This window comes from Hydrogenophaga sp. SNF1 (assembly GCF_034421675.1).
GTDB classification, from domain to species: Bacteria; Pseudomonadota; Gammaproteobacteria; order Burkholderiales; family Burkholderiaceae_C; genus Hydrogenophaga; species Hydrogenophaga borbori.
In genome coordinates this window covers 4,660,325-4,672,945 of record NZ_CP139793.1, presented here as the reverse complement: position 1 = coordinate 4,672,945, position 12,621 = coordinate 4,660,325, and the positions used below count along the sequence as shown (strand labels likewise).

At 70.2% G+C, this 12,621-nt stretch carries 16 protein-coding genes; 13 read left to right on the top strand and 3 right to left on the bottom strand.

Annotated elements, in window-relative coordinates:
• Positions 1-215 precede the first annotated feature (215 nt).
• The 7 genes from rpmH (at position 216) to SOM08_RS22430 (ending at position 5,593) form a co-directional block, all read left to right on the top strand.
• Positions 216-350, top strand: a complete 135-nt coding sequence (gene rpmH, locus SOM08_RS22460; protein WP_070399696.1) for a 50S ribosomal protein L34 — start codon at positions 216-218, stop codon at positions 348-350.
• A 25-nt stretch (positions 351-375) separates the two neighbouring features.
• A complete protein-coding gene (locus SOM08_RS22455; RefSeq protein WP_116959289.1) occupies positions 376-777 on the top strand; it encodes a ribonuclease P protein component in 402 nt (133 codons plus the stop codon).
• Positions 767-1,057, top strand: coding sequence for a membrane protein insertion efficiency factor YidD (gene yidD / locus SOM08_RS22450; RefSeq protein WP_245980956.1), 291 nt, complete (start codon positions 767-769; stop codon positions 1,055-1,057). Before SOM08_RS22455 ends, yidD begins: the two co-directional genes overlap by 11 nt.
• The gene (gene yidC / locus SOM08_RS22445) at positions 1,054-2,766 is read left to right on the top strand and encodes a membrane protein insertase YidC (protein WP_322469794.1); all 1,713 of its coding nucleotides are present in this window, start codon (positions 1,054-1,056) and stop codon (positions 2,764-2,766) included. Before yidD ends, yidC begins: the two co-directional genes overlap by 4 nt.
• A 108-nt stretch (positions 2,767-2,874) precedes the next feature.
• On the top strand, positions 2,875-4,254 hold the full coding sequence (gene mnmE / locus SOM08_RS22440; RefSeq protein WP_116959222.1) for a tRNA uridine-5-carboxymethylaminomethyl(34) synthesis GTPase MnmE: 1,380 nt from the start codon (positions 2,875-2,877) through the stop codon (positions 4,252-4,254).
• Between the two features lie 107 nt (positions 4,255-4,361).
• A complete protein-coding gene (locus SOM08_RS22435) occupies positions 4,362-4,853 on the top strand; it encodes a Crp/Fnr family transcriptional regulator (RefSeq protein WP_116959293.1) in 492 nt (163 codons plus the stop codon).
• Positions 4,854-4,921: 68 nt separating this feature from the next.
• Positions 4,922-5,593: a hypothetical protein gene (locus SOM08_RS22430; protein ID WP_116959224.1), complete on the top strand. Its 672-nt coding sequence runs from the start codon at positions 4,922-4,924 to the stop codon at positions 5,591-5,593.
• Between the two features lie 27 nt (positions 5,594-5,620).
• Here the strand turns inward: SOM08_RS22430 and SOM08_RS22425 are convergent, their stop codons facing one another.
• Positions 5,621-6,166: an adenine phosphoribosyltransferase gene (locus SOM08_RS22425; protein ID WP_116959226.1), complete on the bottom strand. Its 546-nt coding sequence runs from the start codon at positions 6,164-6,166 to the stop codon at positions 5,621-5,623.
• A gap of 36 nt (positions 6,167-6,202) precedes the next feature.
• Between SOM08_RS22425 and SOM08_RS22420 the strand changes: the two genes are divergently transcribed.
• Genes SOM08_RS22420 through SOM08_RS22405 form a run of 4 tightly spaced genes read left to right on the top strand, consistent with a single transcriptional unit; the run spans position 6,203 to position 9,211 of the window.
• Complete coding sequence (locus SOM08_RS22420) at positions 6,203-7,198, top strand: KpsF/GutQ family sugar-phosphate isomerase (protein WP_322469793.1); 996 nt, start codon at positions 6,203-6,205, stop codon at positions 7,196-7,198.
• Complete coding sequence (locus SOM08_RS22415) at positions 7,198-7,743, top strand: KdsC family phosphatase (protein WP_116959230.1); 546 nt, start codon at positions 7,198-7,200, stop codon at positions 7,741-7,743. The genes SOM08_RS22420 and SOM08_RS22415 overlap by 1 nt, the downstream gene beginning before the upstream one ends.
• Positions 7,740-8,420 (top strand): LPS export ABC transporter periplasmic protein LptC, encoded by a 681-nt coding sequence (gene lptC, locus SOM08_RS22410; RefSeq protein WP_245980957.1) that lies wholly within the window; start codon positions 7,740-7,742, stop codon positions 8,418-8,420. The genes SOM08_RS22415 and lptC overlap by 4 nt, the downstream gene beginning before the upstream one ends.
• Positions 8,417-9,211: an SDR family oxidoreductase gene (locus SOM08_RS22405; RefSeq protein ID WP_322469792.1), complete on the top strand. Its 795-nt coding sequence runs from the start codon at positions 8,417-8,419 to the stop codon at positions 9,209-9,211. The genes lptC and SOM08_RS22405 overlap by 4 nt, the downstream gene beginning before the upstream one ends.
• A 65-nt stretch (positions 9,212-9,276) precedes the next feature.
• Here the strand turns inward: SOM08_RS22405 and SOM08_RS22400 are convergent, their stop codons facing one another.
• Positions 9,277-9,672 carry an RNA recognition motif domain-containing protein gene (locus SOM08_RS22400; protein ID WP_116959233.1) on the bottom strand — a complete coding sequence of 132 codons (396 nt, stop codon included), beginning with the start codon at positions 9,670-9,672 and terminating at the stop codon, positions 9,277-9,279.
• 352 nt (positions 9,673-10,024) lie between these two features.
• Between SOM08_RS22400 and metX the strand changes: the two genes are divergently transcribed.
• Together metX and metW are read left to right on the top strand one after the other, a co-directional pair.
• Positions 10,025-11,254: a homoserine O-succinyltransferase MetX gene (metX, locus tag SOM08_RS22395; protein WP_245980959.1), complete on the top strand. Its 1,230-nt coding sequence runs from the start codon at positions 10,025-10,027 to the stop codon at positions 11,252-11,254.
• Positions 11,251-11,832 carry a methionine biosynthesis protein MetW gene (gene metW / locus SOM08_RS22390; RefSeq protein ID WP_116959235.1) on the top strand — a complete coding sequence of 194 codons (582 nt, stop codon included), beginning with the start codon at positions 11,251-11,253 and terminating at the stop codon, positions 11,830-11,832. The genes metX and metW overlap by 4 nt, the downstream gene beginning before the upstream one ends.
• Positions 11,833-11,841: 9 nt before the next feature.
• Here the strand turns inward: metW and SOM08_RS22385 are convergent, their stop codons facing one another.
• Entirely contained in the window at positions 11,842-12,501 is a 660-nt protein-coding gene (locus SOM08_RS22385; protein WP_322469791.1) for a transglutaminase family protein, read from the bottom strand.
• Positions 12,502-12,621 lie beyond the last annotated feature (120 nt).

The window sequence follows — 12,621 nt, the reverse complement described above, 5'->3', positions numbered from 1 at the left end:
TCGGGAAGACGGGAGACGGTTTGTAGTTGTGGACAAGGGGCGTGGCCCCAGGGCGCGCATTGTAGGCACGCGCGGCAGTTATCCACAAGCGCCACCGGGCGATCCCAGAACGCCCGACGCCGCACCGGCCGGATGCGGGTCTATCCGCACTGGCTTGCCGCAAAGGGGGGTTTCTGGCGATAATTGCGGGTTTCCCCGATTTCAGAGCCCTCATCATGAAACGCACCTATCAACCCTCCAAGATCCGCCGCGCCCGCACCCACGGCTTCCTCGTGCGCATGAAGACGCGTGGCGGCCGCGCGGTCATCAACGCCCGCCGCGCCAAGGGCCGCAAGCGCCTGTCGGTCTGAGTCGGTTCAGCCTAGCCCGCCGGTGATCCAGCGGCTGCGGACCCGGCCCCAGTTCCAGGCTGTGCTGGCCAGCGCCCCGGTGGCCAAGACCCCCCATTTCGCCCTTCACCGCCTCGTTCTCGACGAGGCCGAGGCTCAGGCCGCGCTGTTTCCTGTCGCCGACCCCTGGCTCGGCGTGCTGATTCCCAAGCGCTGGGCCCGCCGGGCGGTCACCCGCAACACCATCCGCCGCCAGATCTACGCCACCGCGCCAGCGGCGGAGGGCTTGCCCGTGGCCGCGCATGTGGTGCGCCTGCGCGGGGCCTTTGATCCGAAACGCTTCATCAGCGCCCGCTCCGACGCGCTGCGCGGCGCCGTGCGCGCCGAGCTGATCAGCCTGTGGTCGCGCGCCTCCGCGCCCAACCCGCCCCGCGGCCATGTGGCGTGACCTGCCCCGCCGTGCGCTGATCGCCCTGGTGCAGGGCTACCGGCTGCTGCTCAGTCCCTGGCTGGGCAGCGGCTGCCGCTTCGAACCCACCTGCTCCGCCTACGCGCTGGACGCGCTGCGGCGCCACGGTGCGCTTGCGGGCAGCCGGCTCACGCTGGGCCGGCTCGCGCGTTGCCACCCCTGGTGCGAGGGCGGCCACGACCCGGTGCCCGCCGAGCGGCCCGATGGCCTGTTCACGCGCCTGCTTCCCCGAAACCCCGAAAACAAGAACGCGTCATGAATGACATTCGTCGCTCCATCCTGTGGGTGGTGTTCGGTTTCGCCATGGTCCTCATCTGGGACAAATGGCAGATCCACAACGGCAAGCCCGCCACGTTCTTTCCCAGCAGCACGCCGCCGGCCGTGACCGCGCCCGCCCAGGGCGCGCCCGCGCCGAAGGCCGACGCGTCGCTGCCCAGCGCCTCGACCCATCCGTCCTCGGCCGGTGCCAGCGCGGTGCCGGGCGCCGACGCCAGCGCGCCGGCCGCGGCCACGCGCCACGAGGTCTCCACCGATGTGCTGCGCCTGAGCTTCAGCAGCGAAGGCGGCGCCCTGGTCGGCGCGCAGTTGCTCAAGCACGCGCAGGCCTCCGGCGGGGCCGACCGCGACATCAAGACGCCCTTCACCTTGCTGTCGCAGACCGCCCAACGCACCTACGTGGCGCAGAGCGGCCTGGTGGGGGGCAACTTCCCCACCCACAAGACGCCAATGGCGCTGGTGGGCGGCGCGCCCACGGCCCTGGCCGACGGCCAGGATTCGCTGCAGGTGCGCTACGAATCCGCCGAGGTGGGCGGCGTGCAGCTGATCACCACCTACACGCTCAAGCGCGGCCACTACGACATCGGCGTGCAGCATGAGGTGCGCAACGTCGGCAGCGCGCCGGTCAGCCCGCAGCTCTACCGCCAGCTGGTGCGCGACGGCAGCACCGTGGAAAGCCAGACGCCCTTCTACTCGACCTTCACCGGCCCCGCCGTGTACACGACGGAGCACAAGTTCCAGAAGATCGAGTTCAAGAACGTGGCGGGCGACAAGGCCACCTACGTGAAGAATGCCACCGACGGCTATGTGGCCATGGTGCAGCACTACTTCGCCACCGCCTGGCTGCTCGACGCCGGCGTGGCGCGCGAGAACTTCGTGCGCCAGGTGGCCGACAACCTCTACTCCGTGGGCAGCCTGGCCTCGCTGCCGGCCATCGCGCCGGGCCAGTCGCAGACCGTGCAGGCGCGCCTGTTCGTGGGCCCGCAGGACGAGAAGAAGCTCGAGACCCTGGCCCCCGGCCTGGAGCTGGTCAAGGACTACGGCTGGCTCACCATCCTGGCCAAGCCGCTGTACTGGCTGCTCGAGAAGATCCACGGTTTCGTGGGCAACTGGGGCTGGGCCATCGTGCTGCTCGTGGTGCTGATCAAGGCGGCGTTCTACTGGCTCAACGCCAGCGCCTACCGCAGCATGGCCAAGATGAAGGCGATCAACCCGCGCATCATGGAAATGCGCGAGCGCCTCAAGAGCAACCCGCAGCAGATGCAGCAGGAGATGATGAAGATCTACCGCGAGGAGAAGGTCAATCCTCTGGGCGGCTGCTTCCCCATCCTGATCCAGATTCCCGTGTTCATCGCGCTCTACTGGGTGCTGCTGTCCAGCGTGGAGATGCGCAACGCGCCGTGGATCGGCTGGATCCACGACCTGTCCTCGCCCGACCCGTTCTACATCCTGCCGCTGGTGATGGCCATCACCACCATGGTGCAGACGGCGCTGAATCCGCTGCCGCCCGACCCGCTGCAGGCCAAGCTGATGTGGATGATGCCGCTGGTGTTCTCGGTGATGTTCTTCTTCTTCCCGTCGGGCCTGGTGCTCTACTGGATCACGAACAACGTGCTGACGATCGCGCAGCAGGCGCACATCAACCGCCGCATGGGTGTGCCGCTGAAGTTCAACCTGCCGAAATTCAAGTAAGCCCCTGCGCCGCTTTGCGGCTTCCCCCTTGAAGGGGGTCCACACCACGGCCCGGTGACGCCGGTTCCGTGGTGTCTCTGGGTTGAGGGCTGGCGCGCCACGGTTTTTATGCTTCCGCATCACGCTGATCCCATCGCCGCCATCGCCACGGCCCCCGGCCGCGGCGGCGTGGGCATCGTGCGGGTGTCGGGCAAGGGCCTGGCGCCCTTCGTGCGCGCGCTGCTCGGGCGCGATCTGAAGCCGCGCGAGGCCACCTACGGGCCCTGGCGTGGGGTCGACGGCCAGCCCATCGACCACGGGCTGTCCTTGTGGTTTCCCGCGCCCCACTCGTACACCGGCGAAGACGTTCTTGAACTGCAGGGCCATGGCGGCCCCGTGGTGCTGCAGTTGCTGCTGGCGCGTTGCCTGGAGGTGGCGCACACCGCCCTGCCCGGCCTGCGGCTGGCGCGCGCGGGCGAATTCACCGAGCGCGCCTTCCTCAATGACAAGCTCGATCTCGCGCAGGCCGAGGCCGTGGCCGATCTGATCGACGCCAGCACCGAGGCCGCCGCACGCAGCGCCGCGCGCTCGCTCGACGGCGCGTTTTCGCGGCGCGTGCACACCCTGCAGGAGGCGCTCACGAACCTGCGCATGCTGGTCGAGGCCACGCTGGACTTTCCCGAGGAAGACATCGACTTCCTGCAGAAGGCCGACGCCCAGGGCCAGCTCGATCGGCTGCGCGAGGCGCTGGCCGTGCTGCGCGCCGAGGCGCGGCAGGGCGCCCTGCTGCGCGACGGCCTGCAGGTGGTGATCGCCGGCCAGCCCAACGCGGGCAAGAGCTCGCTGCTCAACGCGCTGGCGGGGGCCGAACTGGCCATCGTCACGCCGATCGCGGGCACCACGCGCGACGTGGTGCAGCAGACCATCCAGATCGAGGGCGTGCCCGTGCACGTGACCGACACCGCTGGCCTGCGCGACAGCCCCGAGGTGGACGAGGTCGAGCGCATCGGCATCGAGCGCGCCTGGCAGCGCATCCGGGGCGCCGATGCCGTGCTGTTCCTGCACGACCTCACGCGCTGGGGCGAGCCGCGCTACCGCTACGCCGACGCCAACATCGCGCGCGGCCTGCCCGCCGGCGTGCCCGTGCTGCACGTGTGGAACAAGCTCGACCAGGCCGGCGGCGCGCCCCAGGGCCCCGACGACATCGCCTTGTCGGCCAAGCGTGGCACGGGGCTGGACGCGCTGCGCCAGCGCCTGCTGCGGCTCGCCGGCTGGCAGCCGGGCGGCGACGGCCTCTTCATGGCGCGTGAGCGGCACCTGCAGGCGCTCGCGCGCGTCGAGGGGCACCTGGAGCAGGCCGATGCGCGCCTGCGCGAGGCCGCCGCGCAGCTCGACCTGCTCGCCGAGGAACTGCGCCTCGCGCAACAGGCGCTGGGCGAAATCACCGGCGAGTTCACGGCCGACGATCTGCTGGGCGTCATCTTTTCGCGTTTTTGCATCGGCAAATAGCTTTCCGTGCCGCCGTTCACGGGTTGTGCCGCGCCGCTGGGAACCGATCTGTAAGGATGGGTTACGCCGGTGTTGCGCCGGGCGCCGCGCTGCGGTTCACTTCGCGCATGAGTGCCTCCACCGCCGCCCCCGCGCGCTTCGACATCCAGCACCTGGCGCAGGCCATGCGCCACAGCAGCGCCCTGGACGCGGTGCCCTTGAACCTGAGCGACGCGCACTGGGTGACGCTGGCCAACTACATGCAGCCGGTGGCCTTGCAGCAGGGCCAGGTGCTCATCGAACAGGGCGTGAAGGACCGCACCGTCTACTTCGTCGAGAGCGGCACCCTCACCGTGCACTACGAGGACGCGAAAGAGCGTGTGCGCATCGCCGTGGTGGGCGCGGGTTCGCTGCTGGGCGAAGGCGCCTTCTTCAGTCACCTGCCGCGCAGCGCCACCGTCAACGCGGGCAGCGACTGCCGGCTCTGGTGCCTCACGCCGCTGCGCTTTCGCGAGCTGAGCGTGCGGCATCCGCAGATCGCCCTGGAACTGACCGTGGCCATGTCGGCCGTGCTGGCGCGGCGCATGTACAACAAACCCAAGCGCGTGGCCGTGACCTGAGGCCACTCGATGGCTGCCTAGCGCTCCCCGGTGTTTCGGCCCCGTACCTTCTTCGAACCCGTCGCCACGTGATCTCCACCCTCAACATGTCGTTTCTGAACTGGTTGTCGGCCCGCAAACCGTTGTCGGGCAAAGGCGCATTCGCGCGCGCGCGCCACGCCTTTCGCGAAACCACCATGCCGCTGATCTCGCCGCGGCGGGGTCGGCGCCTGCTGCGGCGCGAGCAGCTGTTCGGGGTGGTGCGCGAATCGCTCATCCGGGGCGGCGTGCTGTCCACCAGCTACTCGTTCAAGGTGCTCAACCTCGACGCCAACGGCGACACCTTCATCGCACTGGTGGACCTGGCGCTGCCCGCCCAGGCCATGCCCGACGAATTCCTGCTCGAAATCGAGCGCTGGATCCAGCAAAGCGCCAAGAGCCGGCACGCGATGGACGTGCGCGGCGTGTACTGGCGCCGCAAGGCCACGCCCGAGCAGGTGGGACAGGCGCTGCGCGCGGCGGTGCCGGCGCAGACGCGCCGCGAAGCGCCGGACACCTCCATCCCACGCCCGAGCGTGTCCGCCAGCCGTGCGCCCGCACAGGCCGTGAGCGAGGACGAGGTGCGCGCCTTCCGCGAGGCCATCACTTCGCTGCCCGCCGCGACCATGCGGCACCCCAAGGAGCCCCAGCTGCCCATGCCCACGCCCGAGGCGGTGAGTGATTTCGCCGCGCTCAGCGACACGCAGCACGGCAAGCTCTGAGCCGCACCGGGCGGCCCGCGCCGCCGCTCAGTGCCCGTCGAAGTCGATCAGCGTGAACAGCGCCAAGCCGCTGTCGCGCAGCTTGGTCGAACCGCCCAGTTCCGGCAGGTCGACGATGGCCGCGCCCTCGGTCACCTCGGCGCCCAGCTTCTCCAGCAGGCGGCGACCGGCCATCATGGTGCCGCCGGTGGCGATCAGGTCGTCGATCAGCAGCACGCGGTCGCCGGCTTTCACGGCGTCGGTGTGCAGCTCCACTGTGGCGCTGCCGTATTCGAGTTCGTAGGTTTCTTCCACGGTGTTGAAGGGCAGCTTGCCCTTCTTGCGGATGGGCACGAAGCCCACGCCCAGCTCGTAGGCCAGCACCGAGCCGATGATGAAGCCGCGCGCGTCCAGGCCCGCCACCACGGTCGGGCGCAGGGCCGGGTCCATGTAGCGGTGCACGAAGGTGTCGATGAGCACGCGAAAAACCTTGGGGTCCTGCAGCAGCGGGGTGATGTCGCGGAACATCACGCCCGGAGCGGGCCAGTCGGGCACGGTGCGGATGTGCGAACGCAGGTAGGCGGCGGTGTCCATGCCGGGGATTATCGGAGACGACGCGATAATCCCTCGATGCCCGCCGCCCCTGCCGTCGACCCCGAACGCGCCCAGCGCCTCGCGCGCGAAACCCTGGCCATCGAGGCCTCCGCCGTCGCGGCCCTGGCCGGGCGTGTCGACGACCGCTTCGCCGATGCCGTGCGGCGCATGTTCGCCTGCACCGGCCGCGTGGTCGTGATGGGCATGGGCAAAAGCGGCCACATCGGTCGCAAGATCGCGGCCACCCTGGCCTCCACCGGCACGCCCGCCATGTTCGTGCACCCGGCCGAGGCCAGCCATGGCGACCTGGGCATGATCACCGCCCACGACCTGGTGCTGGCGATCAGCAACAGCGGCGAGAGCGAGGAGCTCACCGCCATCCTGCCGCTGATCAAACGCATGGGCGTGCCGCTGGTGGCGCTCACCGGCCGCGCGGCGTCCACGCTGGGGCGCCACGCCGACGTGGTGCTCGACACCTCGGTCGACAAAGAGGCCTGCCCGCACAACCTCGCGCCCACGGCCAGCACCACGGCCCAGCTCGCGCTGGGCGACGCGCTGGCGGTCTCGCTGCTCGACGCGCGCGGCTTTCGCGCCGACGACTTCGCGCGCTCGCACCCGGGCGGCGCGCTGGGCCGCAAGCTGCTCACCCACGTGGGCGACGTGATGCGCCGCGGCGAAGCCGTGCCACGCGTGGTGCCCGAGGCGTCGCTGATGGACCTCATGCGCGAGATCAGCGCCAAGGGCCTGGGCATGAGCGCCATCGTCGACGGCGAGCGCGCCGTCGGCGTCTTCACCGACGGCGACCTGCGCCGCCTGATCGAGCGCGCGGGCAGCGGTGCCGACCTGCGCGCGCTCAGCGCGCGCGAGGTCATGCATGCCGGGCCGCGCACCGTGCGCGAGGACGCCCTGGCGGTGGAGGCCGCCGAACTCATGGAGGCGCACAGCATCACCAGTCTGCTGGTGGTGGACGCGGCCGGCCGCCTCGTCGGCGCGCTCAACAGCAACGACCTCATGCGCGCGAAGGTGATCTGATGGCGCCCGTCTTGCTGTTTGCCCCCGAGCTGCTGTTGCGCGCCCAGCCCGTGCGCGTGGCCTTCTTCGACGTCGACGGCGTGCTCACCGATGGCGGCCTGTACTTCGGTGAATCGGGCGAAACACTCAAGCGTTTCCACACGCTCGACGGCCATGGCCTGAAGCTGCTGCAACGCCACGGGATCACGCCCGCCGTGGTCAGCGGGCGCGATGGCAAACCCCTGCGCCAGCGCCTGTCCGCGCTCGGCGTCACCCACCTGCGCCTGGGCACCGAAGACAAGGCGCCCGCTGCCGAATCCATCCTGGCCGAGCTGGGCCTGGGCTGGGAGGCCGCGGCTGCCATGGGCGACGACTGGCCCGATCTGCCCCTGCTGCGGCGCGCCGCCCTGGCCGCGGCGCCACCGGCCGCGCACGACGAGGTGCGCGCGATCGCCCACCACGTCACGCGCCGCGCCGCCGGCGAAGGCGCCGCGCGCGAGTTCTGCGACCTGCTGCTGATGGCGCGTGGCGCCTACGCGGCCGAGCTCGAGGCCGCCGCCCGGTGAGCGCCGACGACGACTTCGACCTCATCCCGGGCCTGGACCGCAGCGCGCCGCCCGCGCCGCGCCGGCGCCCCGCTCCGTGGTGGGACCGGCTGTCCATCTACCTGCCCATCATGCTCATGGGCCTGCTGGCGCTGGCCTCGTACTGGCTGCTGCGCGCCACGCCTCCTGCGCCCGAGCCGCAGCCCGAGCGGCCGGTGAGTGGCGAACCCGACTACTTCATGCGCCGCTTTTCGGTGAAGTCCTTCGATCTGGCCGGCCAGCTGCGGGCCGAGGTGGTGGGCGATGAAGCCCGCCACCACCCCGACGACGACCGGGTGGAAATCGACAACGCGCGCATCCGCAACCTGGCCGAGTCGGGCGCCGTGATGCGCGCCACCGCGCACCGCGTGACCACCAACGCCGACAACACCGTTTTCGTGCTGGAAGGCGATGCGGTGGTGGTGCGTGAGGGGGGCAAGTCCCAGGCCGGCGATCCCCTGCCGCGGCTGGAGTTTCGCGGCGACTTCCTGCGCGTGGAACTCGAGCCGGTCGAGCGCGTGACGTCGGACCACCCGGTCGAGCTGCTGCGCAACGGCGATCGCATCACCGCGCAAACCCTGGACTACCGCGGCGACCAGCAGATCGCCGACTTCCGCGGGCGCGTGCGCGTCCAGCTCCTGCCCCGGACCACGCCATGACGCCCGCCAACGCCGCTCCCCTGGTCTTCATCACCGGCGCCTCGAGTGGCATCGGCCAGGCGCTGGCCGCGCGCTTCGCCCGGGCCGGCTACCGCCTCGCCCTGGTGGCGCGCCGCACCGCCGATTTGCAGGCCTGGGCCGACGCCCAGGGATACGGGGCCGATCGTTGCCGCGTCTACGGCGCCGACGTGGCGCAGACCGACAGCATCGTGGCCGCCGGCCAGGCCTGCCTGACCGGACAGGGTCTGCCGGACGTGGTGATCGCCAACGCCGGCATCAGCGTGGGCATGGACACCGGCGAGCGCGACGACCTGGACGTGCTGAGCCGCACCTTCGCCACCAACAACGTGGGCATGGCCGCCACCTTCCACCCTTTCGTGCGGGCCATGCGCGCGCGCGGCAGCGGGGCGCTCGTGGGCATCGCCAGCGTGGCCGCCATCCGCGGCCTGCCGGGGCACGGCGCTTACTGCGGCAGCAAGGCCGCCGTGGTGAGCTACTGCGAGAGCCTGCGCGGCGAGCTGCGCGGCAGCGGCGTGGCGGTGGTGACCTTGCTGCCCGGCTACGTGGACACCCCGCTCACGCGCGAGAACCGCTACCCCATGCCCTTTCTCATGACGCCCGAGGCCTTCGCCGAGCGCGCCTTCCGGGCCATCGCCGAGCGGGTCAGCTACCGCGTCATCCCCTGGCAGATGGGCGTGCTCGCCAAGCTGCTGCGCCTGCTGCCCAACGCCTGGTTCGACCGCGCCTTGCAGGGCCGCCCGCGCAAGCACCGCGCGGGCGAAGGGCGCTGAAAAACAAAAACCCCGCGAGGTCGTCGCGGGGTTTGCCGGTGAGCGGGGTTCGCTCGCTCGGGAGATCAGTAGCCGCCGCGGCCACCGCCGCCGTCGCGACGACCGCCACCGCCGTAGGGGCTGCGGAAGCCGCCGTCCTGGCCACCACCACCGAAGCCGCCTTCGCGACGGCCGCCGCCGAAGCCGCCGCCACCGCTGCGCGGGGGACGCGGCTCCATCGGGCGCGCTTCGTTCACCACCAGGCTGCGGCCGCCGAGCGACTGGCCGTTCATGCCCTGAATGGCCGACTGCGCCTCAGAGTCGCTGCCCATCTCGACAAAGCCGAAACCTTTGGAGCGGCCGGTCTCGCGCTCCATCATGACCTTGGCGCTGTTGACAGCACCGAAAGCCGAGAAGGCCTGTTGCAGGTCTTCGTCGCGCACCGTGTACGGCAGGTTGCCGACATAAAGTTTGTTGCCCATTCGAGGGACTCCTAAAACACAAGGTAAGAAGCGATGGAGCCCCGTCGTCCGGCACAGGAATGCAGCGCACGAAACCAACCGATCACTTGACATGCGGCCGATCTGGCGGCACGCCGAGGCATTATGCGCCGATCGTCGGAAAGTCGGTGACAAATTTCCGGAGGATGCAAGTCAAACCCCCTGCCGATGCGTGGTTACAACATGCCGGGCGCTTATACTGCCGCTCAGCGCCGATTTGATCCGGATTGCGGGCGCTCAACAAATGCCGCTAAAGGGAGCTCGGAGATGCCCGGTCTGCCTTTTGGCTCACCGGGTTTTCTGTTTCCAGGCCCTGCGCGAGCAGGGAACGAGCTTGATCGTCACCCCCGTCACCTACCGCTTCGACCAGCCGCTTGCCCTGCGCAGCGGGGCCGTGCTGCCGGCCTACGAGCTGGTGGTCGAGACCTACGGCAGCCTCAACGCCGACAAGTCCAATGCCGTGCTGGTCTGCCACGCGCTGAATGCCTCGCACCACGTCGCGGGCTGGCACGCCGATGCCAGCGGCCAGCCGCTGGCGCGCAGCGAGGGCTGGTGGAACAACATGATCGGTCCGGGTAAACCCGTAGACACCGACCGCTTCTTCGTCATCGGCGTCAACAACCTGGGCTCGTGTTTCGGCTCCACCGGGCCCACGCACACCAACCCGGCCACCGGCCAGGCCTGGGGCGCGGACTTTCCCGTGGTCACGGTGGAGGACTGGGTGGAGGCGCAGGCCCGCCTGCTCGACGCCATGGGCATCGACACCCTGGCCGCCGTGATGGGGGGCAGCCTGGGCGGCATGCAGGCCCTGGCCTGGACGCTGCAGTACCCGCAACGCGTGCGCCACGCCGTGGTGGTGGCCAGCGCGCCCAACCTCACGGCCGAGAACATTGCCTTCAACGAGGTGGCGCGCCGCGCCATCGTGACCGACCCGGATTTCCACGGCGGCCACTACCAGCGCCACGGCACCCTGCCGCGCCGCGGCCTGCGCATTGCCCGCATGATCGGCCACATCACCTACCTCAGCGACGACGTGATGAACGAGAAGTTCGGCCGCGCGCTGCGCGCCGCCGACGGCGAGGACCCGGCAGGCGTGGCCGAGCTGGCCTACCGCTACACCACCCAGGACGTGGAGTTCCAGATCGAGAGCTACCTGCGCTACCAGGGCGACAAGTTCAGCGAGTACTTCGACGCCAACACCTACCTGCTCATCACGCGCGCGCTCGACTACTTCGACCCCGCGCGCGAGCACGGTGGCCGGCTGGCGGCCGCGCTGGCGCGCGCGCAGGCCAAGTTCCTGCTCGTGAGCTTCAGCACCGACTGGCGCTTCTCGCCCGCCCGCAGCCGCGAGATCGTCAAGGCCCTGCTCGACAACCGCCGCGAGGTCAGCTACTGCGAGATCGACGCGCCGCACGGCCACGATGCCTTCCTGCTCGACGACCCGCGCTACCACGCGGCCGTGCGCAGCTTCTTCCAGCACACCGTTGGCGGGGGCGCGATGGGCGCCGCCCGGCCATCTGAAGGCACTCACACCGCGGCGCCCGGCGCGGAGGTTTCCTCATGACCGAACGCCATGTCCTCGACTCCATCGCCCGCCTGGTGCCACCGGGCTCGCGCGTGCTCGACCTGGGCTGTGGCGACGGCGCCATGCTGGCCCACCTGCAGGCCACGCGCGGCTGCACGGGCTACGGCGTGGAAATCGATGACGCCGAGGTGCAGGCCTGCCTGCAGCGCGGGGTCAACGTGCTGCAGCTCAACCTCGAAGAGGGCCTGACCATGTTCGGCGACAACGCCTTCGACGTGGTTCTGCAGATCGACACCCTGCAACACCTGCGCAACGCCGAAACCATGCTGCGCGAGACCGCGCGCGTGGGCCGCATCGGCGTGGTGGCCTTTCCCAACTTCGCGCACTGGCCCAATCGCCTGGCCGTGCTGCAGGGCCGCATGCCGGTGACCAAGCGCCTGCCGTACCAGTGGTACGACACGCCCAACATCCGCGTCGGCACCTACGCCGACTTCGAGGTGCTGGCGCGGCGCAATGGCCTCACGGTGGAAGATGGCTTCGGCCTGCACGAAGGCCGCGAGGTGCGCGCGCTGCCCAACCTGCTGGCCAGCACCGCCGTGTTCCGCTTCTCCAAGTAAGGGGCTGCCTCAGGGCGCGGCGTTCTCGCGCGCCGCGTCCTCGGCGAAGTCGCCTTCGGGCGCGGCCTGGCCGAAGCCCGGGTAGATCACCGCGAAGTCGGCGGTGATGCGCTCCAGCGGCAGATCGTCGAAGCTGCCGCGTTCGTTCACGTACTCCATGTGGCGCTGGCCGGCCCGGTCGTAGGGGTGGTACAGCGAGTCGTGCACGCCATCGAACTCCAGCGGCAGCAGGCCGAACTTCTCGCACAGGGACAAGTTGAAGGCCGGCGTGGCCTTGCGCCAGGCGCCATCGATCCAGAGTTCGGTGTAGCCGTGCCACACGAAGACGTCGCTGCCCATGGTGCGGCGCAGCTTCTCGGTGCTCATGTGGTTCTTCACGTCGGCGAAGCCCAGCCGCGCCGGGATGCCGGCGGCGCGCGCCACGGCCGCCATCAGCACCGCCTTGGGCACGCACCAGCCATAACCCAGGCGCAGCGTGGTGCTGGCGCGCATGCCGCCGGGCGAGAGGTCGATGCGGTAGGGGTCGTAGCGGACCAGGTCGCGCACGGCCAGGTACAGCGCCACCGAACGTTCGCGCACCGACCCGCCGCGCGCGTGTTCGTGCGCAAACGCACGGATCGCCGGGTGGTCGCTGTCGATGGCGGGGGTGGGATCGAGGTGGGTGGGCATGGCCGGAAGTTAGCAGAGGCCGCGCCCCCGGGTGGCCGCCAGGGCGATCCACCGAATGCTTTGGTACTCAGATTGCGGCCAAGGCACCGCGCCGATGCCCGATAGGCCCGGGTTTGTCGT

Bases quoted from the DNA above. Each gene is read 5' to 3' on its own strand.
- rpmH (WP_070399696.1), top strand. From the start codon at position 216: ATGAAACGCACCTATCAACCCTCCAAGATCCGCCGCGCCCGCACCCAC.
- yidD (WP_245980956.1), top strand. From the start codon at position 767: ATGTGGCGTGACCTGCCCCGCCGTGCGCTGATCGCCCTGGTGCAGGGC.
- yidC (WP_322469794.1), top strand. From the start codon at position 1,054: ATGAATGACATTCGTCGCTCCATCCTGTGGGTGGTGTTCGGTTTCGCC.
- mnmE (WP_116959222.1), top strand. From the start codon at position 2,875: ATGCTTCCGCATCACGCTGATCCCATCGCCGCCATCGCCACGGCCCCC.
- SOM08_RS22435 (WP_116959293.1), top strand. From the start codon at position 4,362: ATGAGTGCCTCCACCGCCGCCCCCGCGCGCTTCGACATCCAGCACCTG.
- SOM08_RS22425 (WP_116959226.1), bottom strand. From the start codon at position 6,166: ATGGACACCGCCGCCTACCTGCGTTCGCACATCCGCACCGTGCCCGAC.
- SOM08_RS22420 (WP_322469793.1), top strand. From the start codon at position 6,203: ATGCCCGCCGCCCCTGCCGTCGACCCCGAACGCGCCCAGCGCCTCGCG.
- SOM08_RS22415 (WP_116959230.1), top strand. From the start codon at position 7,198: ATGGCGCCCGTCTTGCTGTTTGCCCCCGAGCTGCTGTTGCGCGCCCAG.
- SOM08_RS22405 (WP_322469792.1), top strand. From the start codon at position 8,417: ATGACGCCCGCCAACGCCGCTCCCCTGGTCTTCATCACCGGCGCCTCG.
- SOM08_RS22400 (WP_116959233.1), bottom strand. From the start codon at position 9,672: ATGGGCAACAAACTTTATGTCGGCAACCTGCCGTACACGGTGCGCGAC.
- metW (WP_116959235.1), top strand. From the start codon at position 11,251: ATGACCGAACGCCATGTCCTCGACTCCATCGCCCGCCTGGTGCCACCG.
- SOM08_RS22385 (WP_322469791.1), bottom strand. From the start codon at position 12,501: ATGCCCACCCACCTCGATCCCACCCCCGCCATCGACAGCGACCACCCG.